The organism is Pontibacter chinhatensis, assembly GCF_900113285.1.
In the GTDB taxonomy this organism is placed as follows: Bacteria; Bacteroidota; Bacteroidia; order Cytophagales; family Hymenobacteraceae; genus Pontibacter; species Pontibacter chinhatensis.
The window spans coordinates 1,129,423-1,155,219 of record NZ_FOOT01000001.1 but is presented as its reverse complement, the minus strand read 5'-3'; the positions used below and the strand labels follow the sequence as shown (position 1 = coordinate 1,155,219).

Here is a 25,797-nt window from a genome sequence, read left to right as displayed (position 1 = left end):
GCGTGTTCAAATCCAGATTCCGATAAGTATAAAGTATAGCACATGAAGAACCTCCTGTTATTTATACTTCTGTTGCCATGCCTGGCAAAGGCACAAACCCTGAAGTCAACGGAGTTGTGTGGCAGGTATAAAAAGGAATATGTGCATCATTTAAAAAATGGTTCTGTAACAACAGCGGCTTATACGGTTACCTTAAAAGATGCAGGGGAATTTCCGCTGGAACCGGTCCATGAAGAAGCGGCTTTACAACATCAGCGAGAAAGGGCGGCATGTGCGGAGGAAAGTTTCATCAAAAAGCAGGTCAGAACGAAAAAGTTGCAGGCGCAACTGAGGCAGAACCATACTATACTGGAGGAGAAGCTCTACCGGACAAAAGATAACCTGCTAATCGGCGTGCTGAAGTCTGTGTCCGGTGACACTTATAAGCTTTACTCCAATACCCTTATCTTGGTGGATGGGGCTACTATCCATAGCTTTACTGACCGCAGTGAGGAAGATTTTAACATCACCCTACACGGAGCGGAGAAAACTGGGGATTATTATGCGCTCTACGGTATGGAAGACGAAAACCAGGGTTCTTTATACTTTGGCAAATTCGTTATCCTGTCCAACACAGAAGAACAGGTCAGGTTCTATGAAAGATATCATGAAAGCAACCGATACCTTCGAGTCCAGGTTTCCGGTTAATTGCTACAGCATCTTCCCTAAAACACTGGTGGTGGCTGCACTTGTGTATGCTTTCTCAGAGAATTGGTTACTAACGATAGCAGGCGGTGTTCCGGCTGGTTTGCTCCTGCATTTCATCCCGAACGCATACGATTGTAAAGTACGCCTCGAAGGCTCCCTGCTTAGCTTTTACTTCTTTCGGCCATGGTTCAGGAAAGAAGCATACGATTTGTCTAAAGTAGATAAGGCAGCTATTGAACCTGAAAATGCCGAGCAAACTTTAAAAGAAATTTGGTGGCGGTCTGATAGGCTCTGGCCTTTAGGAAACAGCAGGCTAAAGCTATACAGAAACAACCAGGTTGTTTATACTTTAAATTTCAGAACAAACCCAGAAGATACCCGCAGGCTGGCCGAGCTTATCAGCCTTAGGTTCCCTACTGAAACACATATAGTTCACCCATGAAAATTCTCTCCGTACGCTTCCAGAACCTGAACTCGCTGAAAGGTGAGCACGAAATCCGTTTCGACCAGAGTCCGCTGGCAGAGGCGGGCTTGTTTGCTATTACCGGCCCTACCGGCGCGGGCAAAACTACCATTCTGGATGCCATTACGGTGGGCCTCTACGGGCTGGTGCACCGCCACAGCAACGACAAGCCGCTGGAGCTGATGACGCGCCACACGGCTGAGAGCTTTTCGGAGGTGGAGTTTGCGGCCAACGGCAAGCGCTACCGCTCCAAGTGGCACCTGCGCCGCAGCCGGGGCAAGGTGGACGGCAACATACAGCCGGTGCACATGGAGCTGTATGCCTTTGAGGAGGATGAGCTGTTCGATTTAAAGCCCAGCGAGGTGCCGGGTAAAGTGGCTGTATTGTGCGGCCTGGACTATAACCAGTTTCTGCGCTCGGTGATGCTCTCGCAGGGCGATTTTGCCCGCTTCCTGAAGGCCAGCCCCAACGAGCGCAGTGGCCTCCTGGAGAAAATCACGGATACTGGTATCTATTCGGAGATCTCCAGATTTGCCTATGAGAAGGCGAAGCAGGAGCGGCTGAAGTATGAGGGCCTGGAGCAGCTGCTGAAGAACACCCAACTTCTGCCCGAGGAGCAGCGCGAGGCCTATGCGCAAAGTATAAAAGAACTGGCCGGGCAGGAAGCCATACTTCAAACAGATATTGTAGGCCTGCAACAGAAACTACAGTGGCTGCAGCAGGTGGCCCAGCTACAGGCCAGACAACAGCAGCACCAGCAGGCGCTGCAGGTGCAGGAGCAGAAACTGGCGCAGTTGCAGCCGGAGTTCATCAAGCTGCACCAGCATGAGCAGGCACACCAGTTTGTAGGCGAGTTAGCCGAAATCCGTAGTGCTAACAGCAAAGTGGCCGAGGTGCAGGAGCAGCTGCAAACGCTGCAAAAGCGCGTGCCGGTATTGGAAACAGAGCTGGAAGCCGCTGGGAAAATAGCCACCGAAGCTACCAAGGTGCATCAGCAGCAGGAGGAGGCCGTGCAGAAACTGGAGCCGCTGCTGGCGCAGGTTTCGAGGTTGGATCACCAAATCAGTACTATCCGCGAAGCTTACAGCAAAAACAAGAACGCCTATGTGGGCTTTGAGCAGCAACTGCAGCAGGAGCAAGCCCAGCTGCAGGCCAGGCAGCAGGAACTGGAGAAGCTGACGCAGGAGGCGACAAGTATAAAAGCCTGGCTGGAGCAGCACGCCCAGCTACAGGATTTAAAAGAGCACCTGCCGGAGTTCAAAGCCACCCTCCGCGATTTGCAGGAGGTAGAGCAGCGCATCAGGGGCAACCAGCAGGAGCAGCAGGAGCTTGAGCAGCAACGCCAGCGGGAGGCAACACAGCTGGCCGACCTGCAGCAGCAACAAGCGCAGCAACAGGCGCAACAGAAGCAGCTGCAGCAGCAGAAAGAGGAAAAGCTCGCAGCGCTGCAAAGCATACTGGCCGACAAAAGTATGGAGGAACTGGAGCAGGCGTCTCAGTCGCAGCCGGCGTTGGTGGCCCGATATGAGCGCCTGCAGGAGCTGGCGCAGCAGCACGCGGGGCAGCACCAAAAGCTCCAACGTATAAACGAACACCTTTCGCAGCTAAGGCAGCAGCAGGAACAGGCACGTGCAACGCTACAGGACAACCAAGCGAAGTATAAACAGGCCGATGAACATCTGCAAGCGCTGCAGAAACTGGTGGCTCTGCAGCAGCAGATACAGCAGTACGAAGAGGCCCGCCATACGTTGACTAAGGAGGAACCTTGCCCGCTTTGTGGCTCCACGCATCACCCTTTCGCCGAGAATGGTTATGCTTTTGACCTGCCGGAAGAAGTGCAGAAGCGCGACAGGCAGCTGGAACTGGTCAAGGAGCTGGAGCAAGGTATAAACCAGCTGCAACTGCAACTCGGCTCGCTGGAGCAGAAACTGCAGTTGGGCACTACAGCCAAATCAGAAACAGAAAGTGAACTGAATCGCCTCGGTTATACTTTTGAGCAGCTTGCAGAGGGGCTTCCGCAACGTGTAAGTATAGCAGATGTAGCGCAGCTGGCCCAGCTGAAGCAGGCGCAACAACAGTCAGCCTCGGCCTTGCAGCAGCAACTGGCGCAGGCTCGTGGCCTGAGCCGCGAGCTTGAAAGTATAAACCACCAGAACCAGCAGCTACGGGAGGCGCAGGTACAGGCGCAGGGCCAATCAAACCAACTGCAGGCATCGGATAAGCTCCTGCAAAACCAGCTGCAAAAGCTTCAGGAAAAACTTGCCGATGAGCTGGAACAGCAGCAGGCGCACACCCAAACGGCCGAATCCTTTGCCGCTACCTTTGGCCTGAAGTATAAACCAGACGAGCGCCATACGTTGCTGCAGACCTTGGAGCAGCAAGCGGCGGCCTATGCTAAGAAGCAGCAGGCGCTGGAAAGTATAGAGAAGCTTCAAACTTCTCTGTCAGAACAAGTAAAGCACCTGACAGTGAGGGTAAATGAAAAGAGTGAAGAGCTTAAGGAACGACAGCAGGTACTTAGAGAGGAACACCAACAGCTTACTCACCTCAAGACCGAACGTTATACTTTGTTTGGGGATAAAAATACGGAGCAGGAACGCACGTTGGCCGGCCAGGAACTGAAAGCACGCGCCACACAGGCGGAGGAAGCGCGCCGCCAGCTCTTGCAGAAACAGCAGGAACTACAGCAAGCCCGAGCACGGCAAACGGAATGCCTGCAACAGCAGCAGCAGAACCAATCAAAGCTAGAGGATTTACGCCGAGGGCTGCTGCATGTGCTCCAACAAAAAGGCATCGAAACGATTGAGGCGTTGAGCCAGATGCTGTTGCACCGCGACGAAGCCGACCGCCTGGCAAACCTGAAAGCCCAGACCGAAAAGCACCTGACCGAGCTTCGCAAATCTTTAAGCGATGTGCAGCAGGGGCTAAGGCAATTGCAGCAAATGCAGCTGACCGAGGAAAGTATGGAAACCCTGCAGGCGCAGCATCGGCAGAAAACAGAACAGCAGCGGGAGCTGATCTCCCAGCGGGCCCGCCAGCAGGAGCGCCTGGACCAGGACGCGCAGCAGCGCGAGAAAAACCGGGAACTGGCCGAACAGCTGAAAACGCAGCTGCAGGTGTGCCATCGCTGGTCGCAGCTGGCCGACCTGATTGGCTCTGCCGACGGCAACAAGTTCAGTCGTTTTGCGCAGGGGCTCACGCTGGCACGGCTGGTGGAGCTGGCCAACCGCCACCTGCAGAAGCTAAACGACCGCTACCGCATCCTCAAATCCGCAGCCGAAGACCTGGAGCTGTTGATTGTGGACATGTACCAGGCCAAGGCTGTTCGCCCGATGAACACGCTGTCGGGCGGTGAGAGCTTCCTGGTAAGTCTGGCGCTGGCGCTAGGCCTATCTGACCTGGCAGGTCGTCGTACGCAGATCAACTCCCTGTTTATTGATGAAGGCTTCGGTACGCTGGATGCAGAAACGCTGGACGCTGCCATCTCCACCCTGGAGAACCTGCAGGCCAGCGGCAAGATGATCGGCATAATTTCGCACGTGGAGGCGCTGAAAGAGCGCATCAGCACCCAGATCAAAGTACAGCGACAGGCAGGGGGCGTCAGCAAAGTGGAGGTGATAGCAAGCTGAGCAGGCCAGGCTTGAAGTAGAGGGCAGCTAAGTATATGAGTCAGAAATATATAAACCTATAACTGTATATTTTAAGATTCATATAAATCAGTATATTTGATGAGTCTAACCCACTCGGCATGAAGCACATCCTACTTCTGGTTTTACTGCTGGCTTTTTATCCGGCGCTCGCCAACCACGATAAAATCTCTGAACTCAAAACGAAGCTGGAGACCACACACGATGCAGAGGAGAAGGTTTTCCTGCTCTGTGAGCTAAGCAAGCTGTACTGGAACTCCTCGTTTAGCACCTCCCTGAAGTATGGCAACCAGGCACAAGTACTGGCGCGTGAGCTGAATAACCAGAAGGCGCTGGCCCTGGCCTATAATAACATCGGCGTGGCTTACGACATTTACGGCAATTACAGCGAGGCCGTAAGCTACTACTATAGATCGCTTCGGATAAGGGAGTCCATAGGCGACACAGCCGGTTTGAGTGCCAGCTACAACAACATCGCCATCGCTTTTGCCTCTCAGAACGAGCTCGAAAAGTCTATCGAGCTCTATAACAAGTCACTGGAGATTTCGAGGGCCACACACGATACAATTGGCCTTGCCTTGAGCCTGAGTAATATCGGGTCGATTTACCAGCAAAAGAAAGACTATGACCAAGCCATAAGCTACGTGCTTCGCGCCCTTCAGCTCCTCGACCCCAACAGCAGTGTGTCCCTGATCAGCATGAACAGCGCGGGCTTTATTTATTCTGAGATGGGGGAGTGGGAAAAGGCGCTCTCTTACCACCACAGGGCCCTGAACTTAGCCCGTAAGGTAGGAAGCAAGATAGATGAAGTGCACGCATTGTGTGGGCTGGCTGAGGCCTACATGGCGGCCAAGCAGCCTGAGATGGCGCTGCCCTACGCCCACCGGAACGTGGAACTGGCCCAGGAGATAAACTCCAAGAATGAGGTGAAGATCGCGGCTGAGCTACTCAACAAGCTCTACACCCAGGTTGGCGATTTTAAGAATGCCCATAAATATCTAACCCTCCAGAAAGAGTATGCTGACAGCGTGCAGGCTGCAGCCGTTAAAATGCAGCTGACCGAGCTGGCGTTTAAACATGAGAATGAGAAGGCGATGCAGGAGAACCTCCTGTTGAAAGCCCAAACGAACTTGCAGCAGCAGATGATTGAGCGAAGAAACGCCGCACAGGTTTTTACCGGTGCCATGCTGCTGCTGGTAGGGGTGTTGGCCGTAGTGTTCTTCCTGGGGCGCCGGCGCATGCACCGCCTCAACGACTTGCTCACGCAAAAGAACATTGACATCCTGGAGCATAGTGAGGCCCTGGCAGCCAAAAAGGAGCAGCTGGCGCTGCAGGCTAACCTGCTGCTTGAGCAGAAGGAGGAGCTGGAGAAACTGAACTCTGTAAAAGATAAGCTTTTCTCCGTGATAGCGCATGACCTGAAAGGTCCCCTCACATCGCTGCAGGGGCTGTTGCAACTCATTTCGAAGGGGGCTGTGCCGCAGGACAAGCTTGGGCCATTTATGGCCTCGCTCGAGGCGAGTCAGCAAAACTCGCTCTGGCTGTTGGATAACCTGCTTTTATGGTCCCGGGTGCAGATGCGCGGCCTTACGGTTAAGCCGGAAGAAACTAACCTGGCGCTGCTGGTAGAGCAGAACCTGCGTTTGCTCGAGCCGCAGGCCAAGTTCAAGCAACTGCAGTTCGCCTGTCAAATTGCCGACGTACATACTCTTTATGCGGATAAAGAAATGGTAAACCTGGTCCTGCGCAACCTGATCGGCAACGCGATTAAGTTCAGCAAGAAAGGCGGGGAGATCCGAATCAGGTCCGAAAGGCATGGAGGGTGTGTTACCATATCAGTAAAGGATACCGGCATTGGCATGGCGCCGGAAAAGCTCGCTTCTCTTTTCAGCGGGGGTAGCAACAGCAGCAGCAAGGGCACTGCAGATGAGCGGGGCAGCGGGCTGGGCCTGCAACTATGCCAGTATTTTATTGAACGCAACCGTGGCAGCATCTGGGCCGAAAGCGAGACAGGCCAGGGCAGCACGTTCTTCTTCAGGTTACCGGCCATGCCCTCCCTCCAGGAGGATGCAAACGAAGTGATGGAAGCAGAGGCGGTGGAACTGGCATAAGTGTTTCGCTTGGCATCCGCTCTTCATTTTTATACTTTTGTGCCGTCAGGCAGCCCATGCCGTACAAAGTGTAAGACCCGGTTTAGCATGAAAAAATTTATATACCTGCCCTTAGCGCTGCTTGCTCTGTTTTCCTGCAAAAGCGATAGCAAAGATGCGCAGCAGCAGTTCAGGGAGCGGCAGCGTGCCATTGAAGAACGCAGCAGGCAGGGGGGAGATGGTGCCGCAACAGCATCCGACACTATTACGGTCGCGGAGCAGCCGAGCAAAGAAGCTGCAGACAAACCTACCCGCACCCCAGCTACCACTGCCGGGGATAAAGTAGTGGGGGTAAAGGATGGCGATACGATTGTGTTGCTGGTAAATGGGGAGGAAGTAACGGTTCGCCTGTATGGGGTGGACACGCCGGAGAAGAACCAGGCTCATGGGCAACGTGCCAAGCAGTATACTTCCGATCTGGCTTTCGGCAAAACGGTTCGCCTGATTGTGAATAACAAGGATAGGTATGGCCGCACGGTAGGCACTATTATACTACCGGATGGGAAAAATCTGAACGAGGAACTGGTGCGCAATGGCTTTGCTTGGCACTATAAGGAATACTCCAAGGACCAGAACCTGGCTAACGCAGAGGCCGATGCCCGCCGCTTTAAACGTGGCTTATGGCAGGACCCGAACCCCGTGGCACCTTGGGATTTCCGGAAGGAACAGCGCTCAGGCGCCTCAAAACCCAGCACCGCCAATGCTCCTATACCTGCAGGGGCTACCAAGCGCACTGTTTATATCTGCAACAGCACCAACTCCGCTGTATACCACTACGACAGCAATTGCCATGTGCTCAAGCGCTGCAAAGACGAGGTAATCAAAACCACGGAGGCCTTAGCCATTCGCGAACACGGCCGCCGTGCCGACAAAACCTGTTCGCCTTAACATCAGCAAGCTAAAGTATAAAAAAGGCTCTGCCGCAGTGGCAGAGCCTTTTTAAGTGATATTATTAGATATTATACGGAGAAGCTGTCGCCGCAACCGCAGGTACGGCTGGCATTCGGGTTGTTGAAGAAGAAGCCTTTGCCGTTCAGTCCGTCTGAGAAATCTAGCTCAGTGCCGGCCAGGTACAGGAAACTCTTCATGTCTACCACCACTTTTACGCCCTTGTCCTCAAATTCCTGATCCATGGGTTTCACCTCATCGTCGAAATCAAGGTTGTAGGACAAACCGGAACAGCCACCACCTGCTACAGAGGCACGCAAACGAAACGTATCGTCAAGCTGCGCTTCCTGCTTCAGCTTTATAACCTTCTCTTTTGCTTTATCTGAAACTGTGATCATAATCTTTAAATTTTAGGAAACCGGATTCATTACAACACTAAAAACAGTGATCGTGTTCATGTCCCGGCCATAGTACAACTTATCTAACGCCTCATACATATTACGGGCCCTGAAGTAGGAAGTGTTCAATTCCTTGTCGTTGCGGGCCATCCACTGCACTGTAAAAGAGCTCTCGCGGTCGCGGTAGTTCTTTACGTAGGCCAGCATCTTGCGCAGCACCTCCAGGCGGTCAAAGCCTACCTCCGAGTGAAAGAGGAAGGACTGCTGGTGGCGCGGGTTCACCGTTATCAGATCGAGGCGCGTTTTATTGTCGAGCTGCCGGAACTCAAAAAGCAGACTGCTACCGCTTATGCCTAAGTGGTGCTCAATCTGCTTTTGAATACGGGCACTCTCAACGTGTACGTCCGAAGTTGACTCCATTGAGTCCGTTTTTCTTAGTGGTGAGACTTAGGCAGTTCCAGCTCCGGAAGGCCGTTCTTTACTCTGTAGTCGTTGATCGCCGTTTTGATGGCATCTTCGGCAAGTACAGAGCAGTGAATCTTAACCGGAGGCAGCGCCAGCTCCTCTACAATCGCCATGTTGTCGATAGCCAGTGCCTCGTCAACGGTTTTGCCTTTCAGCCACTCGGTGGCAAGAGAAGAAGAAGCGATAGCCGAGCCGCAGCCAAACGTCTTGAACTTGGCGTCTGTAATTACCTGGTTCTCGTCTACCTCAATCTGCAGGCGCATTACGTCGCCGCACTCAGGGGCACCAACCAGGCCAGTACCTACGTTTTTCTTACCCTTATCAAGTGTACCAACGTTGCGTGGGTTGGTATAATGGTCGATTACTTTATCTGAATAAGCCATAGCTGTATTTAATTACTAATTGTTAATGATGAATGACTAATAAAGGCGAGTAATTATTCATTACTCCTTTTCCATTATTAATTATCTTAATGTTCTGCCCACTCAATAGAGTTCAGGTCGATGCCTTCCTTAAACATTTCCCACAGCGGAGAAAGGTCGCGAAGCTTGGCTACAGCCTGTTTCACGTGGTCGATGGCGAAATCAATCTCCTCCTCAGTCGTGAAACGGCTCAAGCCAAAACGCAGGGAAGAGTGTGCCAGGTCGTCACTCAGGCCCAGGGCCTTGAGAACGTAAGATGGCTCCAGAGACGCAGAAGTACAGGCAGAACCAGACGAAACAGCGATGTCTTTTACACCCATCATCAGGCCTTCGCCCTCTACATACTTAAAGGAGATGTTGGATACGTGCGGCAGGCGGTGCTCTGTAGAACCGTTCACGTAAGACTCCTCGATGGTAAGTAGCTCGCGCTCCAGTCTGTCACGCATGGCGGCAATACGCTTCGTATCAGCTTCCATGTCCTGCTTGGCAACCTCGGCAGCTTTTCCAAGGCCTACAATGCCTGGCACGTTCAGGGTGCCGGAGCGCATGCCACGCTCGTGGCCGCCACCGTCCATCTGGGCAGTAACTTTAACACGCGGGTTCTTGCGGCGCACATACAGGGCACCTACACCTTTAGGGCCATACATTTTGTGTCCGGAGAAAGCCATCAGGTCAATGCCGTCAGCCTCTACATCCACCGGAATTTTACCTACCGCCTGCGTCGCGTCTGTAAAGAACAGGATGCCGCGCTTCTTGGCGATGGCAGAAATCTCACGGATTGGCTGAATAACACCGATCTCGTTGTTGGCATACATCACGGAGATGAGGATAGTCTTATCGGTGATAGCCTCCTCAAGCTCTTTCAGGTCGATAAGGCCTTTGTCATCTACCTTCAGGTAGGTAACCTTGCCGCCCAGCTTTTCGATGTGCTTGCAAGTATCCAGCACCGCTTTGTGCTCGGTGGTAACGGTGATGATGTGGTTGCCTTTGGAGGCATACATCTCGAACACGCCTTTGATAGCCAGGTTATCCGACTCTGTGGCACCTGAGGTAAAGATGATTTCCTTAGGAGAACAATTAATCAGAGACGCGATTTGCTCGCGGGCGTAATCCACGGCCTCCTCAGCCTGCCATCCAAATGGGTGGTTACGGCTGGCAGCGTTACCAAACATATTGGTCATGTAAGGCATCATTGCGTCCAACACACGCGGGTCTAGCGGCGTAGTAGCATTGTTATCCAGGTATATCGGTAGTGTTAACATAGTAACTGCGTTTCTTTTGATATTATTGGCACTTTGAATTAACATTTCAACAGCGTCCGGCATATTTTGGTTCTAATTCCTTAACACACATCAGCTGAAAGAGTTTAAGCGAAATATAGTAGTTTTGAATCCGGTACAAAAATAGTAAAAATTCTCTACTTAGACTAATTACAAACTATAAATGAAAAACGTAGAACATATAGGAATAGCGGTCAGGAACTTCAGCGAGGCCAACGGGCTATACTTTAAACTGCTCGGGGTGGAGCCGTACAAGACTGAGTATGTGGAGTCGGAGGCGGTGAATACTTCCTTTTTTAAGGTGGGGGACACCAAGATAGAATTGCTCGAAGGAACCACGCCTGACAGCGCCATCAGTAAGTTTGTGGAGAAGCGCGGGGAGGGCATCCACCACATTGCCTTTGAGGTGGAGGACATCTACGCGGAGATGGAGCGCCTGAAGGGGGAAGGATTTATACTTCTGAACGAGCAACCCAAGAAAGGCGCCGACAATAAGCTCGTTTGCTTTGTGCACCCCAAAAGCGCCAACGGCGTGCTGGTAGAACTGACGCAGGAAATAAGATAAACCGTTATTGGTTGTTAGTTATGCGTTATCCAAATAGTATTTTTAGATGCTACAATTTACGAGCAACGAATAACTGACAATCAAAAACCAACTAGAAAACTATGAGCCAATTAGTGAAAGAAATACAGGCGGCGGAGGAAGAGGTATTACTGGGCAACGTGATCCTTTACCCTACCGACACAGTTTGGGGCATAGGCTGTGATGCTGAGAACGCAGAGGCCGTCCGCAAGATTTTCAAGATAAAGGAGCGCGAGGAGTCTAAGTCGATGATCCTGTTGGTAGCCGACCACAACATGCTGCGAAACTATGTGGAGGAGCTTCCGGAAGACTTTGAGGAGATGGTAAAGCAGCAGGAAAGGCCAACCACCTATGTGTTCTCTAACCCGAAAAACCTGCCCCAGGAGGTGCTGGCCAGCGACGGTTCAGTGGCCATTCGGGTGGTGGAGGGGGATGAGTTCTGCCACCGCCTTATCCGGCAGGTGGCCAGGCCTATTGTTTCTACCTCGGCCAACATTAGCGGAGAGTCGGCCCCCAAAACTTTTGCCGAGATTAGTGAGGTGCTCAAGAAGCGGGTTGACTTTGTGGTGAACTGGCGCCAGGATGAAGATATGGCCTCCAACCCATCCCGCATTGTAAAGATTGAGCCAGACGGTAGCCAGCGCATCCTGCGGGATTAAGGCAAAGTATACGGTATGGCAACTATACTTACGGACCGGCGGCAGGTGGCGCGCAAACCAAAGTATAAGCAGCTAAAAGTATAGCCTTTCTTAAAAATTGAGAGGCTTATGCGTACTTTTGTCCCTCAGGCCGCGCTGCAGTAGCCTGAGGTTTTTATTTTTTTAGAATGGAGAAAGTACAGTTACCAGAACACCCGATTTTCAATGTAATAGCCGAGGCGGCCGGAGAGCTAGGCGTAGATGCCTATGTGATAGGCGGTTTTGTAAGGGACCTGGTGCTGAAGCGGCCTTCCAAGGACATTGACGTGGTATGCGTGGGCGATGGCATTGTGCTGGCCACACAGGTGGCGCAGAGACTGCCGCACAAACCCAAGGTGTCCGTCTTCAAGAATTTTGGCACTGCCATGCTGCGCGACGGAGACTGGGAGGTAGAGTTTGTAGGGGCACGCAAGGAATCTTACCGGGAGCACTCGCGCAAGCCGGAGGTGGTGCAGGGCACACTGGATGATGACCTCAAACGCCGCGACTTTACCATCAACGCACTCGGCATCAGCCTGAACAAGGAGAGCTATGGCGAGCTGATAGATGAGTTCGAAGGTATAAAAGACATGCGCCGCCAGATCATCCGCACTCCCCTGGAGCCCGGCATCACGTTTTCAGACGACCCCCTGCGCATGATGCGCGCCATCCGCTTCGCCTCCCAGCTCGGCTTCGACATCGACCCGGATACTTTTGACGCCATCACCGACAATAAGGAACGCATCAAAATTGTGTCGCAGGAGCGGATTACCGACGAGTTGAATAAGATTATACTTTCGCCGGTGCCCAGCTATGGCTTCAAGCTGCTGTTCGCCTCGGGGCTGCTGCACCTGATCTTCCCGAAAATGGTGGAGCTGCACGGGGTGGAGACCATTAACGGTAACTCGCACAAAGACAACTTCTACCATACGTTGCAGGTGCTCGATAACGTGGCGCAGGTGTCGGATGATTTGTGGCTGCGCTGGTCTGCTATACTGCACGACATTGCCAAGCCCGATACAAAACGCTATCACCCCAAGGCAGGCTGGACCTTCCATGGCCATGAGGACCGCGGCGCCCGCATGGTGCCCCGTCTGTTCCGCGACCTGAAGCTGCCCCTGAACGAGCACATGAAGTATGTGCAAAAACTGGTGCGCCTCCACTTGCGCCCCATCGCCCTAGTAAAGGAAACCGTGACCGACTCAGCCATCCGCAGGCTTCTCTTCGAGGCTGGTGACGATATTGATGGCCTGATGAAACTCTGCCGCGCAGACATTACCTCTAAAAACGACACCAAGGTAAAACGCTATCTGCAGAATTTTGACAAGGTGGAGCGGCGCCTGGTGGAAGTAGAGGAGAGCGACAAGCTCCGGAATTTCCAACCGGTCATCACTGGCGAGATCATCATGGAAACTTTCGGACTGAAGCCATCCAAGGCGGTGGGGGAGTTGAAAGAGGCGCTGACAGAGGCTATATTGGAGGGAAAGGTAAAGAACGAATACGCCGAGGCCTACGCCTTTATGGTTGCCTTAGGAGAGCAGAAGGGGCTGTCGGTGGTGCAGAATCTGGCCATTCCCGGCAATCAGGGCGACAACTAGCCTATCAGTTTTAAGGGTAGTTTATACTTTATCAGGGGTGCTTGCGCGAATGACTCGGTAGCTCGCTCGAAGATTATACTTCATCTATACTTTTATACTTGTTGCAAAGTATGGCACTGCCCGCGAGTGCAAAGCGAGAGCGAACAGGAAGAGGGCGACACGCAAGTATAGTTTCGTTAGTGAAAAGTATGGGAGGAACAAGTTCAGCCCCGGCTAAAGTATAAAGGCAGTGCCAGGGAACAGTAGTAGCAGGTTTTCTTAAGGATTATAAGCGACGAAGCCCATCCGTGTTATAAACAGGATTGGGCTTCGTGACTTATACTCAAACAACTAAACAAACACTACTGTAAGTATAACCCGGAGTGGGCTGATATTATTGTGGGGTATAGTTTTATCTTGTACTAAGAGGCAGCGTAAGGGCTGACGGATTGATTAACTGGTCCGTCAGCCTTTCATAATTTTAGATTAGCGCGATTTCACGGTGCTTGGGCCGGAGCTGTCGATCACTTTATCTTTAGGATTGCCGCGGTACACGATATGGCTGGTTCCGGAGGCATCGGCGCGTAGGGTATTGGAGGCATATACTTCGGCAACGCTCGCACCGGTCACATCGGCGTCTACATAACTGGCTTCCAGTTTATCAGCGCGGATAACGCAGGCACCGGTGGCGTCGAGCTCAAAGCGCTCGGCTTTGCCGAAGAAGGTACTCGCTGTGGCGCCGGCAGCGTCTACACGCAGGTTGCGCACGTTCAGGTTAGCCACCGACTGTATCGCCCCCGACAGGTTCAGGCGCAGGTTTTCTCCTTTTATAGTTCCCAGGTCCGCTTTGATGGCGCCGTTCAGCTCAATCGTATGAATGTCGGGAGCTGTGATTTGTATCAACACCGGATCCTGCTCACTAAACAGCCTGAACACTTTCTGGTCGCTGCTGATTTCCAGCTCATCACCGCTCATGTCAAGCTCCATGCGCTTCAGGTCCTGCTCCTTGGCACGCACCACTACAGCGTAACTATCACCCTGGCGCAATTGCACGTGGTAAGGGCCGCTTACCGTGATACGCTTGAAGTCGCGGAAATCGAAAGCCTGGGAGTTGCTGCTGTAGTCGCTCTCGTTTAAGAGGACACTTTCGCCTTCGCCCATGTCGGTGGTAAAGCCACCCATACTTGCATCAGTCTCTGCATCTAGGGTATCGGCGGCGCAGGTCAGGCACTGCAGACGGTTTCCGTTAACTTGCCAGGTGTTTCGCAGCACCTTTGCGCGGCTATAGTCGCCTTCGAGGGCACTACCGGGCAGCAAGTGGTAAAAGCTGTTGGTCAGGCGCAGGGGCTTGTCTTTCGGCAACTTCAGCGTCAGGCTGAGTTCCTGGTCTCGGAACACTGCTCCGGGTTTAAACTCGTAGCTGTCGTCAAAGCGCAAGGTGGAGTCGCGCAATACGGCGCGGTAAGTTATCATGCGGGCATTCTGCTGTGCCTCCTCCTCCGTTCTGCCTTTGGCCTCCACGCGCTGCACCAGTTCTACGTCGGCGCCGCTGCTTTCCTGAACTTCCATGTAGATGCGGTCGAAGCTCATCCCGGTGTCATAGGCATCCAGGGTAAGGGTTCGGACATCGCCCACAGGTATGGTTCTGGAGGTAACTACCTCACCGCTGCGTTTGAAGTTGGTTCCGAACATCACGCTGGTGGCGATTAGGGTGAACAGGGCCACCAGCCACACACCGAACATAGACCAACCCACGATAGGGCGCATGAAGGTACGCTTGATTAGCAGGCTAACGGCCAGCACCATCAGCAGCAGAAGCGGAATTAAACCTACAAAGAAACCAGCCACCAGTCCGAGCCTGGGAAAGCCTCCGAACACGGCGGAGGCAGGAAAGTTACCAAAGGTAAAGTTTTCAGGTTCGGTGATAATGCCAAGAGAAACAAAGAACGCAGAGAAGAGGGCAACAGTAAGGCCTATCGAAATTATAAGGAGCAGGATACCGGCCGTCACGCGGATGAGAGAGATAAGGAAGGCCAGCACAGGGCCAAGCGCTCTGCCAATCCAGTTAACCACTTGCGATACCAGGCGAATAGGCAGCAGTAATAGTTTAGCCAGCGTGCTTTCCTCGCCGTTGCTGTCGCGCATGTTCAGGTTCTCCTTCAGCGTGCGCTCAATGCCTGCCAGGGTTACAGGGTCGCCCTGCATCTGCATACGCTCCGTCAGTGTGACTGCCTCCGGCATGGCTATCCAGAGCACAATGTAAGCAAAGATGCCAAAGCCGCCCAGGAAGATGGAAACCAGGAACAGGAGCCTCACTACGGTTGCGTCTACGCCAAAGTATTTGGCAATGCCGCTTGCCACACCGGCCAGCTTCTTGTCGTCCGGGTCGCGAAACAGCTTTCTTACCTTGGTCTCGGGCAGCAGGTTTGTCTCCGGCATGGCAATCCAAAGTATAACGTAAATAATCATACCCGTGGCAGCCGAAACACCCGCCGAGAAAACGCCCAACAGCACCAGCAGCACAAAGCAGAGCCGTATCCAGAGCGGATCGATGCGCAGGTAGTTGCCAATGCCCGATGATACACCGGCGATAACCTTGTGGTTCATGTCGCGGTAGAGTTTCTTCGGTCCGGCGGAAGTATGGTCGTAGGCGCCGCTGGCAGTGCCTTCCTCGGCAGCACCCGCACCAGCACCGGCCGTAGCGTGGGCATGGGCAGTCTCCTCTTGTGGCTCCTCTACCTCAAAGTCCGTTACGTTGCCCATGCGGGTGATGAGGTATTGCACATCCTCCTGGGTAATCACCTGCTTGGAGGCAGACACGCGGGCAGAGAAAATCTCCGCTACGCGGGCCTCTATGTCGGCTACAATCTCCTCGTGGCCCTCATAGTTAGAAAAGTACGTTCTGATAGAGGCGAGGTAGCGGCTAAGCTGCTCATACCCATCTTCTTCAATCTGGAAGATGATGCCTTGCAAGTTTATACTTATATTCTTTTTCATGATTACTGGGCTTTCTTGTTTCGGATAATGAATTCTGTGGAGTCAACTAGCTCGGACCAGGTTTGCCGGAGCTGCTCCAGAAACTCTTTGCCGGTATCGGTGAGGCGGTAATACTTTCGCGGCGGGCCTGAGGTAGATTCGACCCAGTTGTATTCCAGAAGCTGAGCGTTTTTGAGGCGGGTTAGCAGAGGGTAGAGCGTACCCTCCACAACGATCATTTTGGCCGCTGTGAGCTCTTCCAGCATGTCGGACGCATAAACTTCACCACGAGAGATAATCTCCAGTATGCAGAACTCCAGAATTCCCTTCCGCATCTGCACTTGTGTGTTTTCTACTTTCATGATGATTCCGTTATAATGTTGAGGCAAAGTTATAATAAGGTACTATGTAAAGCAAGGTACTGTTTAAATTTCTTTACGCCCTTTTTTTATAATGGTTGTAGGACTGCTGAATTGTTGATATAAATGATTATTTTTGGACAAAAATAAATTCAGGCCGGAGTCAACTTAAAAGCCTCACTGCGTGTTAAGGAGGCACAAAAAGAGAGGGGGAGAGCCGCTGGGGCATACTTTGGTAAATGCAATAAAAAATTTTTATAGATTGATATAACCTATACTGTCGAGGATGAATAATTTTTTGCTTCGCTGCCTGCTCGCGGTGATGTTTCTGCTGACGGTGTCGGAGGCCTGGGCGCAGGTATCCACTCCAAAGTATAGCAACGAGTTCCTGAACCTGGGGGCGGGGGGCAGGGCCTTGGGCATGGGCAATGTGCAGTCAGCCCTGGCCGATGACGCCACGGCGGGCTACTGGAACCCGGCCGGCCTGCTGCGCCTGCCGCACAAGTATAATGTGAGCCTGATGCATTCCGAGCTTTTTGCCGGCATCGTGAAAAATGATTTTGCCAGCTTTGCCATGCCCCTCGACTCCAGCAGTTCCCTTGCCGTGTCGCTCATCCGGATGGGGGTGGATGACATTGCCGATACCCGGCGCCTGCAAAATGAGTATGGCTACATCCAGTACGACAGTATCCGTTTCTTCTCGGTGGCAGACTATGCCATGTTACTCTCCTATGCACGCAAGAGCAACCTGGTAGAAGGCCTCCAGCTGGGTGCCAGCGCCAAAATTATCTACCGTAATGTAGGGGACTTTGCGAACGCCTACGGCTTTGGCATCGATGCAGGGGCACAGCTGCAGCGCGGCACCTGGCAGTTCGGCGTCATGGCCAAAGATATCACCACCACCTTTACCGCCTGGACCCACAACATAGAGGAGCTGGAGGAGGCTTACCTGCAAACAGGAAACGACTTGCCTGAAAACACAGCTGAACTAACCTTGCCCCGGGTTATACTTGGTGTGGGCAAATCCTTCCGCTTCACCGATAGCTTTACCGCCACTCTGGCCACCGACATCGACTTTACTTTTGACGGAAAGCGCAACGTGCTGCTAAAGTCCGATGTGGTTTCGGTTGATCCGCATGTGGGCCTGGAACTGGCTTACGCCAACTCCGTTTTCGTGCGCGGCGGGTTGAACAACTACCAGCAGACGCAGAATTTTGATGGCAGCACTGCCAAACGCATACAGCCCAACTTCGGGGTAGGTATCAAAACAGGTGGCCTAAACCTGGATCTGGCCATCTCCCGCATCAATAACAGCGAGAACAATGCGGTGGGCAGCCGCAACACTTCCTCCGTTATAGTTTCATTAGGATACGCATTCGACTAAAGTATAAGGTTTTAGCAATCAGCACATGTATAAGACTTTTACCATAAAGGCATTTTTTACGGCAGTTATACTTGTATGGGCGGGCTTTACGGCAGGCACAGCACAAGCGCAGCAAGTATATGGGAATGAGTGGATAGACTACTCCAAAACCTACCATAAGCTGCAGGTGGTGGAGACAGGCCTTTATAAGCTGGACTATGCTTACCTGCAGCAGTTGGGCCTTGAAAGTGTAAATCCGCAGCACCTGCAGCTCTTCCGCCGCGGAAAGGAAGTACCCATCTATGTGGCCGGCGAAGCAGACGGACGCCTAGACCCGCAGGACTTTATGGAGTTCTACGGCGAGCGTAACGACGGCGCTCTAGATGAGGAACTATACAAGAATCCCGCGCATCAGGTGCACCAGCTCTACAGCATGTATACCGACACCGCTGCCTACTTCCTGACCGTGAATCCGGCCGGTGGCAACAAGCGCATGCGCGAGGTTAATCCTTCCCCTAACGGATTGACGCCTGAGCCTTACCATTGGCAGAAGGCTTTGTTGGTAAGTACTGGAGTTTATAGCATTGGAAGGGCGCGTAGTGAGCAAAGTAACTTTATGCCATGGATGGATGAGGGAGAGGGTTATTTCTCAACGGTAAGTACTTCTGCTAAAACATTGACTTTTGAGTTTTCGGGAATTTCTAATGTTGAAACAAGTGGTGGTGTTAATCCAGCGCTAAAGCTTGTAACAGTTGGACCAAATGAAGGAAATCACAAATTCGATGTGAATGTTATCGGGGCTGCTACTCGTACGTTAACTAATATTGAATACGGAAACTTCGGAGTCTCTAAAACTTCTCATATTCTTAATTTCTCAGATATAAACCTGAGCAATGGAAAGTTTTCGTTCCAATTTGTACCCCAGTCTGTTAATGGAGCTAAAGCAGTTGGAGTTGGTTTAGCTTATGCACAGCTTACTTATCCTCAGAAAAGTATTTTCTCGGGGCCCGCGATGTTTATTTACTCTGATTCTACTCGGTCAGGTAATTTATACTATGAATTTGCTCAGGTTCCAGCCACTGTGGTTGGCTATGATGTAACTGTAGCTGGGGATGTGATAAGAATACCCGGAACAATAAGAGAAGGGAAAAAGGGTTTTGTGCTTAGCAGCAGTAACCAAACTAGGAAAGTACTTTTAGCTGATCTTGACAGGCCGCTACTCCCTGCCTCTTTTACTCGGAACGTAAGGTTTAGAGCCATAAATCCAGGCGAACACAACTTTGTTATTATCACAAATAAAGCCTTAATGAAGAGGGCGGGAGGTAGCAGCCTTCCGGCTCCGGTGGAATATGCCTCTTACCGAAGTTCCGCTGCTGGGGGTGGGTATGACACGCTCCTGGTATTTATGGATGACTTGGTAAATCAGTTCCATTACGGCGAATTCTCTTCTAATAGCATCAGAAGGTTTTGTTCATTCCTAAATACTTCTGAACGTGAGAAACATTTGCTGCTACTGGGCAAAGGGGTAGAAATTAATACAATAAAATATAGGGATCCGGCAGCAAGAGCATTTGACCTTGTGCCTACTTTTGGAATTCCGGCCTCCGATCTGTTATTTTCTACCGATTTTAGAAACAATAGCTATGTGCCTTCTATAGCTACTGGAAGGGTTTTTGCTCGAACACCTGAAGATGTTATCAACTATTTGAATAAAGTAAAAGAGTACGATGCGCTGCCTGATGGATTAGAGTGGAGAAAGAATGTATTGCACTTGGGCGGAGGAAAAAATATTAAGGATATACCTAAGTATGCTGGTTACATAAAGAAGTACACGGCAAAAGTCAAAGGGCCTTTATTAGGAGCCAACGTTATAGAGAAGACCAGGCAAAACCTTAGTGATGTAGTTGAAAACATAAATATTTCGAAAGAAGTAAATGAAGGCCTCTCACTTGTTACCTTTTTTGGGCACAGCGCACCTGGAATTACTGACTTGGATATTGGATATCCGTCTATACCGACAAATAACTACAGAAATGCAGGCAAGTACCCTGTAATATTAGTTAATGGGTGCAATATAGGTAATTCATATGTAGTGAGTGATCCATATGTAAGCAACTTCAAACCGCTAGGGGAAGATTGGGTTAATGTGCCAAATAGGGGAGCAATTGCTTTTCTAGCTCACTCAGCAACAGGCTACGACCAACTACTTGACGCGTACACGACTATAATGTACTCAGTTGCTTTCAATGAAGAAGAGCATTATGGCAAGGCACTTGGCAACATGCAGCGAGAAGTCATCAGCCGTTTACTAAGAACATATAGAAACAGCGCTTATGAAAATTTTGCTATAACACAAGCCCTTGAAGTTGTGATACAAGGGGACCCTGCCATACATTTATACAACCCTGCGAAGCCTGATTATTTAATTAAGGCCAATAGCTTTAGTTTGAAAGACCGTTCCGGAAGCGTGGTGACTGCAGCGTCTGATTCTCTGATTTTAAATTTTGACATCAAGAACTTAGGCAAAGCTATAACTGACTCTATTTATATATCTGTAAGGCGAACATTTCCTGACGATTCAGTAATCCTCCATGACTCTATCAAAGTGGGACCAATTTATAATGAGAGTTCAGTTGCTGTCATGCTCCCTAATTCAGGCTCCTCTATTGTTGGTATAAATACTTTTGAGGTAAAGCTTGATATCCCAAATAACATTGAGGAATTAGATGAGGAAAACAATACCGCAACCTACCAAAAGTTCATCTCTGCGAGTGATATAACCACTGTTTATCCTGTTAAATATAGTATCGTTGGTATTAATAATGTCTCCCTCATTGCCCAGTCTACTATTACTCAGGAGGGAAGGGGAATATATTTCGAGATTGACACAACAAATACCTTTGACAGCTCCTGGCGCAAAAACACCACTGTTGAGAGATCGAGCTTTGCTACCTGGGATGTTAACCTGATTAATAGTGTCAAAGACAGCGTAGTATACTTTTGGAGAGCCAGATTTAGTACGTATAGCCCCGGTGAAGATACCATATGGGTCAATAACTCTTTCAGATATATTCCTGACGTTAAGTCAGGATGGTCGCAAAGCCACAAGGGGCAATTTGCAGAGGCTAAGGCAGAAGACTTTAAGCCAGTAAAACAAATTACTGATAAATGGGAGTTTAAAGAAACACGTAGATTCTTGAGCTTAAGGACTGTAGGAGGTGGAGTCAGATTTGCCCACCCACCGCAAGGCTTATATATAGATGGTACCCAAGTGTTAAGCTGGCAATGTGGTAACCCGAATCATAACACTTACGGGCAATTATTCATGGTCGTCTATAACGATGCTACTTTAGAAGCCATGACTAACCTAGGGGGAACTGTTACTTGCTCTGCCACTCCTTATATATTTACTACGCTTAACCTTTCAACTGCAGCAAACAGAGCTAAAATAAAGCGCTTCATTGATGCTGTGCCGGAAGGATATTACGTAGCAATCATGACTGCGAATAGTGTACCCTTTGATGCTTTCCCAGAAGATGCAAAGGCAGCGATCAGAGGCATTGGTTCAAAGTTAATCGATGAATTGAAGACAGGTGATCCATTTGTTATTGTTGGCCGCAAGGGGGCAGCCCCTGGGACCGCTCAGGAAAGAACTTACTCAAAAGAGGAGGCTGAGCGGGAAGGAGGCATAGACCGTGCCTCGCAAAGTACAGTGCTGGATGTTACGCTGGAGTCGAACCGCCAGTCCGGAACCATTACTTCGACTATGATTGGCCCGGCTCTGAGATGGGGCTCGCTGCACCACAGCATCAAGCCTTTTGCGGGCGGGGATGACACGTATAAACTGAGCCTGATCGGCGTTAACACTGCCGGAGAGGAAGTTATGTTAGTGGATGAAGTAAATGAGAGAGCCTTTGATATCTCGCATATAGATGCTGCTCAGTACCCAAGCCTGAAGTTGTCGGCATTTCTCTCGGACCCCACCATGCGCACAGCACCGCAGCTGAAGGAGTGGTTTGTGCTGTATGACCCGGTTCCGGAAGGCGTGATAAGGCCCGATCTGGTGAAGGCAAGCAGTGAAGAACTGACGCAACTGGCTGGGCGGGGAACATTGACGGTGCCCATGGCCTTCCAAAATGTTACCTCTACAGCATTTACTGACTCTCTTACAGTGGAGGTTGTCTTTTCAGGAAGCGGCATCTCTTCTACTACATCGCGCTTTAAAATAAAGCCGGTGGGTCCGAATGAAACAGTATACTTTAACCACACACTTGCCACCTCTGATCTAGATGGTGATTACAGGATAAGTTTCTATGTGAACCCGCGCCTCATCCTGGAGCAGGAGTACTCCAATAATATCTATGAGGTAGACTTCGGCGTGAAATCCAAGCTGCACCCGATTATGGATGTGGCCTTTGATGGCATCCATATCCTGGACGGAGATATTGTGTCGCCGAGTCCGCTGATTAGTGTGACGGTGAAAGACGAGAACAGGCATGTGTTTTTGCAGGATCCGTCTAAGATGTCGGTGGTGCTAATAACTGAGCAAGAAGGCGGCCACAAGCTCGAAAAGGATATTAACTTGGTGAATAACCCTGAAGTAACGTATACGCCGGCTACGGAGACAAACGACTTTAAGCTGGAGTATAGACCCTCAAAGCTTACTGACGGCAGCTATACATTACAGGTGAGGGCTACCGATGCGGCCGGCAAAGAATCGGGTGTCTCTCCGTATAAGATTGGCTTTAAGGTGGTGGGCGAGTCGAGTATTTCGAATTTCTATCCTTTCCCGAACCCGTTCTCTACTAAAACCAACTTCATCTTCACCATCACCGGCAGCACCATCCCGGAGAATATCAAAATCCAGATCCTGACGGTAACTGGTAAGGTGGTGAAGGAAATCATGAAGGAGGAACTTGGGCCGCTGCGCATCGGTAACAATAAAACAGAGTATGCCTGGGATGGAACCGATATGTATGGCGATAAACTGGCCAACGGCGTTTACCTCTACCGTGTGGTGATGACCAAGGGCGAGGAGGAGATGAAGCACCGCAACACCTTTGGCGATGGAGCTTTCAAGAACGGCTACGGCAAACTTTATATCCTGCGCTAGCCGGGCAAAGTATAAAGTATAAAAAAGGGGCACTGTACGCAGTGCCCCTTTTTTATACTTTATACTTTGCTATTTCCTTGTCAGCGTCAGGAAGGTATAGCTATACTTGTTTTTCTCGTCCGGCTCGTGGTGTTCCTGTTCCACCACCTGCCACTCGAGGTCGGACAACTCCGGAAAATAGGCATCGCCTTCAAAGCTTGCATGCACGCGGGTCAGGTATACTCTGTCAGCCAGCGGCAGTGCCTGCTGGTACACCTTAGCTCCCCCAATGATGCTTACCTGGTCAGCATCCAACTCCCTGCCTTTCGCAATGGCCTCCTCCAGCGAATGAACCACCACGCACCCTTCCGCCTGATAGTCTTTCTGGGAGGTAATGATGATGGACGTTCGGCCGGGAAGCGGTTTACCAATCGCCTCAAAGGTTTTGCGGCCCATGATCATCGGGTGCCCCATGGTCAGGCTTTTGAAATGCTTCAAATCAGCTGGCAGGTGCCAAATCAGGTCATTATCCTTCCCGATGACGTTGTTCTCTGCGGCGGCTACTACAATGGCTAGCATAGCTTATATCTCAAATTTATACCCGCGCAGCAGGTCCTGCACCGGCATGCGCTTTTTGCCCTCCATCTGCAGGTCAAGTATGGCAATGGCCCCGGCTGCTGTCTGCAGGTGCAGATACGTTTTGTTATCGGTATGGATGGTGCCCGGCTCGGAAGTATAACCTGTACTTTCCAACGCCTCTACTTTGAAAACCTTGAAGTTCTTGCCATGAAGTATGGTCCAGGCGGCAGGGTAGGGGCTCAGGCCGCGTACAAAGTTGCGCACCTGCTCGGCAGGCTGATCCCAATTTATCTGGCAGGTATCCTTAAAGATTTTCGGGGCAGTCTTGGTTTCGGAGGAAACTACCTGTGGCTGCGTTTGAACCTGGCCACGCTCGATGGCCTTTACAGTCCGCAGGGCAAGCTCCGATCCGGTATACTTTAGCTTTTCATACAGTGTACCAAAATCATCCTCTTCCAGTATCGGCACGCGCTCCTGGAAAATCATGTCACCGGTATCTATCTCGTGCTTGAGGAAAAAGGAGGTAACACCAGTTTCTTTCTCGCCGTTGATGATGGCCCAGTTGATAGGCGCCGCGCCGCGGTACTGCGGCAACAGGGAGGCATGGATATTAAAAGACCCAAGCTCAGGCATGGCCCAAACTGCCTCCGGCAACATTCTGAAAGCGACGATAATCTGCAGGTTAGCCCTGTAGCTTCGCAGTTCCTCCAGAAATGTCTCTGACTTGAGGTTTGTCGGCTGCAGTACCGGGATTCCCTGGGCTACGGCATACTCCTTCACCGGCGACTGGCTGAGCTTTTGCCCACGTCCGGCCGGCTTGTCGGGCGCGGTGATAACGGCTACGACTTTATACTTATGTTCGACAAGTGTCTGCAGGGTAGGCACGGCAAAATCGGGCGTACCCATGAACACGATGCGTATATCTCTCATACTTAGTTAAAGTCCGGGTAAAGCAGGTACTGCTTGCGCAACGTTTTGTACTCGGTAAGCGCCGGCTCCCAGCTGGCTCTTATCTCAGCCTCCGTTTTACCGGCAATTACTTGTTTTCGTAGGTCAGATGTGCCGGCCAGCTTCTCGAAGAAGTTGTTAAAAAACTTCTCCTTGTTGGTAGAGTTGTTATACATCTCCAGCAGGTAGGCCAGCGTAAACGGCTGGGCATGCGACGGGTCGGTCAGGTCCAGGCCATAGCAGGTAACGTCTTTATGCGGCGGGTTGGTAGCGCCCGGCGTGCTAACCGGCGTAAAGCTGAAATCCTTTTTCTGATAGTATGGGCTCCCGATGATCTGGAATGGCGTAGGGGTGCCGCGGCCCACGCTCACGTCAGTGCCTTCGAACCAGCAAATGGAGGGGTAAAGCGCAATAGACTGGGCGTTAGGCAGGTTAGGTGAAGGCCTTACGGGCAGGTTGTATGGCATGTTGTGATCGTAATTGTCCATCGGAATAACCGTCAGTTTTGCCTGACGCCCGCCATCCAGCCACTTTTCTCCGTTTATCATGTTTGCCAGCTCGCCCACCGTCAAGCCATGCACAATCGGAATAGGATGCATGCCTACAAAAGATATGTGCTCCTTCTCCAAAACAGGTCCATCTACGTAATGTCCGTTAGGATTTGGCCTGTCCAGCACCAGTACTTCCTTGCCGTTCTCGGCGGCGGCCTCTATCACGTAATGCATCGTGCTGATGTAGGTGTAGAAACGGGTGCCGACATCCTGAATGTCGAACAAGAGTACATCCAGGTCCTTTATCTGCTCTGGTTTTGGCTTTTTGTTGCTGCCGTAGAGCGATATGATGGGCAGGCCAGTTCTGGAGTCGGTGCCATCCTTAATGTGTGCGCCTGCGTCAGCCTCCCCGCGGAAGCCGTGCTCCGGGGCAAAAATGGTTTTTATTTCTATTCCGCGGCTCAGGAGCGTGTCCACCAGGTGTGTTTGACCAACCATCGAGGTCTGGTTCACAATCATGCCGACGCGCTTACCCTGTAGCTGGGACAAGTATAGCTCCATTTGCTCGGCACCTAGCTTAAGTGGCTGTGCTTGTTCCTGGGCAGGGGCAGCCGCTGTGGCTTCCACTTCAGAAGCCGTATTGGCAGGAACTTGCTTTGAGTTGCAGCCGCCCAGGGCGAGCAGCAAAGATGCGGATAGTAGCAGGTAAGGGTTTGTCATCGTTTTTCTAAGGTAGAAGTCAAAATTGATAC

General features: G+C 51.2%; 19 protein-coding genes. 10 read left to right on the top strand and 9 right to left on the bottom strand.

Annotated elements, in window-relative coordinates:
* Positions 1-141: 141 nt before the first annotated feature.
* The 5 genes from BM040_RS04885 to BM040_RS04865 all read left to right on the top strand — a co-directional run bounded on the left by BM040_RS04885 (position 142) and on the right by BM040_RS04865 (position 7,835).
* The gene (locus tag BM040_RS04885; protein WP_139217760.1) at positions 142-687 is read left to right on the top strand and encodes a hypothetical protein; all 546 of its coding nucleotides are present in this window, start codon (positions 142-144) and stop codon (positions 685-687) included.
* Positions 647-1,129 carry a hypothetical protein gene (locus tag BM040_RS04880; RefSeq protein ID WP_092099335.1) on the top strand — a complete coding sequence of 161 codons (483 nt, stop codon included), beginning with the start codon at positions 647-649 and terminating at the stop codon, positions 1,127-1,129. Before BM040_RS04885 ends, BM040_RS04880 begins: the two co-directional genes overlap by 41 nt.
* Complete coding sequence (locus BM040_RS04875) at positions 1,126-4,779, top strand: AAA family ATPase (protein WP_092099334.1); 3,654 nt, start codon at positions 1,126-1,128, stop codon at positions 4,777-4,779. The genes BM040_RS04880 and BM040_RS04875 overlap by 4 nt, the downstream gene beginning before the upstream one ends.
* A gap of 119 nt (positions 4,780-4,898) precedes the next feature.
* Positions 4,899-6,908, top strand: a complete 2,010-nt coding sequence (locus BM040_RS04870) for a tetratricopeptide repeat-containing sensor histidine kinase (protein WP_092099333.1) — start codon at positions 4,899-4,901, stop codon at positions 6,906-6,908.
* Between the two features lie 87 nt (positions 6,909-6,995).
* Complete coding sequence (locus tag BM040_RS04865) at positions 6,996-7,835, top strand: thermonuclease family protein (RefSeq protein ID WP_092099332.1); 840 nt, start codon at positions 6,996-6,998, stop codon at positions 7,833-7,835.
* Positions 7,836-7,906: 71 nt separating this feature from the next.
* On the opposite strand, the gene BM040_RS04860 is transcribed toward BM040_RS04865, so the two are convergent.
* The 4 genes from BM040_RS04860 to BM040_RS04845 form a co-directional block, all read right to left on the bottom strand.
* The gene (locus tag BM040_RS04860) at positions 7,907-8,233 is read right to left on the bottom strand and encodes a HesB/IscA family protein (RefSeq protein ID WP_092099331.1); all 327 of its coding nucleotides are present in this window, start codon (positions 8,231-8,233) and stop codon (positions 7,907-7,909) included.
* A gap of 12 nt (positions 8,234-8,245) precedes the next feature.
* Positions 8,246-8,653, bottom strand: a complete 408-nt coding sequence (locus tag BM040_RS04855) for a hypothetical protein (protein WP_092099330.1) — start codon at positions 8,651-8,653, stop codon at positions 8,246-8,248.
* A gap of 14 nt (positions 8,654-8,667) precedes the next feature.
* The gene (gene iscU, locus BM040_RS04850) at positions 8,668-9,081 is read right to left on the bottom strand and encodes a Fe-S cluster assembly scaffold IscU (protein WP_092099329.1); all 414 of its coding nucleotides are present in this window, start codon (positions 9,079-9,081) and stop codon (positions 8,668-8,670) included.
* An 86-nt stretch (positions 9,082-9,167) separates the two neighbouring features.
* Positions 9,168-10,382: an IscS subfamily cysteine desulfurase gene (locus tag BM040_RS04845; protein WP_092099328.1), complete on the bottom strand. Its 1,215-nt coding sequence runs from the start codon at positions 10,380-10,382 to the stop codon at positions 9,168-9,170.
* Positions 10,383-10,563: 181 nt separating this feature from the next.
* Between BM040_RS04845 and mce the strand changes: the two genes are divergently transcribed.
* The 3 genes from mce to BM040_RS04830 all read left to right on the top strand — a co-directional run bounded on the left by mce (position 10,564) and on the right by BM040_RS04830 (position 13,258).
* The gene (gene mce, locus BM040_RS04840) at positions 10,564-10,965 is read left to right on the top strand and encodes a methylmalonyl-CoA epimerase (protein ID WP_092099327.1); all 402 of its coding nucleotides are present in this window, start codon (positions 10,564-10,566) and stop codon (positions 10,963-10,965) included.
* A 101-nt stretch (positions 10,966-11,066) separates the two neighbouring features.
* The gene (locus BM040_RS04835) at positions 11,067-11,642 is read left to right on the top strand and encodes an L-threonylcarbamoyladenylate synthase (RefSeq protein WP_092099326.1); all 576 of its coding nucleotides are present in this window, start codon (positions 11,067-11,069) and stop codon (positions 11,640-11,642) included.
* A gap of 167 nt (positions 11,643-11,809) precedes the next feature.
* Positions 11,810-13,258, top strand: a complete 1,449-nt coding sequence (locus BM040_RS04830; RefSeq protein WP_092099325.1) for a CCA tRNA nucleotidyltransferase — start codon at positions 11,810-11,812, stop codon at positions 13,256-13,258.
* 465 nt (positions 13,259-13,723) lie between these two features.
* Here the strand turns inward: BM040_RS04830 and BM040_RS04825 are convergent, their stop codons facing one another.
* Both BM040_RS04825 and BM040_RS04820 read right to left on the bottom strand, forming a co-directional pair.
* The gene (locus tag BM040_RS04825; protein ID WP_092099324.1) at positions 13,724-16,234 is read right to left on the bottom strand and encodes a PspC domain-containing protein; all 2,511 of its coding nucleotides are present in this window, start codon (positions 16,232-16,234) and stop codon (positions 13,724-13,726) included.
* Between the two features lie 2 nt (positions 16,235-16,236).
* Positions 16,237-16,575, bottom strand: a complete 339-nt coding sequence (locus BM040_RS04820; protein ID WP_092099323.1) for a PadR family transcriptional regulator — start codon at positions 16,573-16,575, stop codon at positions 16,237-16,239.
* 283 nt (positions 16,576-16,858) lie between these two features.
* Between BM040_RS04820 and BM040_RS04815 the strand changes: the two genes are divergently transcribed.
* A complete protein-coding gene (locus BM040_RS04815) occupies positions 16,859-17,956 on the top strand; it encodes a putative type IX sorting system protein PorV2 (RefSeq protein ID WP_245756096.1) in 1,098 nt (365 codons plus the stop codon).
* 25 nt (positions 17,957-17,981) lie between these two features.
* Positions 17,982-23,048, top strand: coding sequence for a putative type IX secretion system sortase PorU2 (gene porU2, locus BM040_RS04810; RefSeq protein ID WP_092099322.1), 5,067 nt, complete (start codon positions 17,982-17,984; stop codon positions 23,046-23,048).
* Positions 23,049-23,117: 69 nt separating this feature from the next.
* On the opposite strand, the gene BM040_RS04805 is transcribed toward porU2, so the two are convergent.
* The 3 genes from BM040_RS04805 to BM040_RS04795 are packed head-to-tail and all read right to left on the bottom strand — an operon-like array spanning position 23,118 to position 25,765.
* Positions 23,118-23,606: a dihydrofolate reductase gene (locus tag BM040_RS04805; protein ID WP_092099321.1), complete on the bottom strand. Its 489-nt coding sequence runs from the start codon at positions 23,604-23,606 to the stop codon at positions 23,118-23,120.
* Between the two features lie 3 nt (positions 23,607-23,609).
* Positions 23,610-24,536 carry a methionyl-tRNA formyltransferase gene (fmt, locus tag BM040_RS04800; RefSeq protein WP_175490972.1) on the bottom strand — a complete coding sequence of 309 codons (927 nt, stop codon included), beginning with the start codon at positions 24,534-24,536 and terminating at the stop codon, positions 23,610-23,612.
* A 2-nt stretch (positions 24,537-24,538) separates the two neighbouring features.
* Positions 24,539-25,765: an exo-beta-N-acetylmuramidase NamZ family protein gene (locus BM040_RS04795; RefSeq protein WP_092099320.1), complete on the bottom strand. Its 1,227-nt coding sequence runs from the start codon at positions 25,763-25,765 to the stop codon at positions 24,539-24,541.
* Positions 25,766-25,797: the final 32 nt, after the last annotated feature.

Excerpts from the sequence above, each read along its gene's own strand:
- BM040_RS04870 (WP_092099333.1), top strand. The coding sequence starts at position 4,899 with ATGAAGCACATCCTACTTCTGGTTTTACTGCTGGCTTTTTATCCGGCG.
- BM040_RS04815 (WP_245756096.1), top strand. The coding sequence starts at position 16,859 with ATGAATAATTTTTTGCTTCGCTGCCTGCTCGCGGTGATGTTTCTGCTG.
- BM040_RS04795 (WP_092099320.1), bottom strand. The coding sequence starts at position 25,765 with ATGACAAACCCTTACCTGCTACTATCCGCATCTTTGCTGCTCGCCCTG.
- porU2 (WP_092099322.1), top strand. The coding sequence starts at position 17,982 with ATGTATAAGACTTTTACCATAAAGGCATTTTTTACGGCAGTTATACTT.
- BM040_RS04825 (WP_092099324.1), bottom strand. The coding sequence starts at position 16,234 with ATGAAAAAGAATATAAGTATAAACTTGCAAGGCATCATCTTCCAGATT.
- BM040_RS04875 (WP_092099334.1), top strand. The coding sequence starts at position 1,126 with ATGAAAATTCTCTCCGTACGCTTCCAGAACCTGAACTCGCTGAAAGGT.
- BM040_RS04835 (WP_092099326.1), top strand. The coding sequence starts at position 11,067 with ATGAGCCAATTAGTGAAAGAAATACAGGCGGCGGAGGAAGAGGTATTA.
- BM040_RS04805 (WP_092099321.1), bottom strand. The coding sequence starts at position 23,606 with ATGCTAGCCATTGTAGTAGCCGCCGCAGAGAACAACGTCATCGGGAAG.
- BM040_RS04865 (WP_092099332.1), top strand. The coding sequence starts at position 6,996 with ATGAAAAAATTTATATACCTGCCCTTAGCGCTGCTTGCTCTGTTTTCC.
- BM040_RS04845 (WP_092099328.1), bottom strand. The coding sequence starts at position 10,382 with ATGTTAACACTACCGATATACCTGGATAACAATGCTACTACGCCGCTA.
- fmt (WP_175490972.1), bottom strand. The coding sequence starts at position 24,536 with ATGAGAGATATACGCATCGTGTTCATGGGTACGCCCGATTTTGCCGTG.
- BM040_RS04820 (WP_092099323.1), bottom strand. The coding sequence starts at position 16,575 with ATGAAAGTAGAAAACACACAAGTGCAGATGCGGAAGGGAATTCTGGAG.
- BM040_RS04830 (WP_092099325.1), top strand. The coding sequence starts at position 11,810 with ATGGAGAAAGTACAGTTACCAGAACACCCGATTTTCAATGTAATAGCC.
- BM040_RS04880 (WP_092099335.1), top strand. The coding sequence starts at position 647 with ATGAAAGCAACCGATACCTTCGAGTCCAGGTTTCCGGTTAATTGCTAC.
- BM040_RS04860 (WP_092099331.1), bottom strand. The coding sequence starts at position 8,233 with ATGATCACAGTTTCAGATAAAGCAAAAGAGAAGGTTATAAAGCTGAAG.
- BM040_RS04855 (WP_092099330.1), bottom strand. The coding sequence starts at position 8,653 with ATGGAGTCAACTTCGGACGTACACGTTGAGAGTGCCCGTATTCAAAAG.
- mce (WP_092099327.1), top strand. The coding sequence starts at position 10,564 with ATGAAAAACGTAGAACATATAGGAATAGCGGTCAGGAACTTCAGCGAG.
- iscU (WP_092099329.1), bottom strand. The coding sequence starts at position 9,081 with ATGGCTTATTCAGATAAAGTAATCGACCATTATACCAACCCACGCAAC.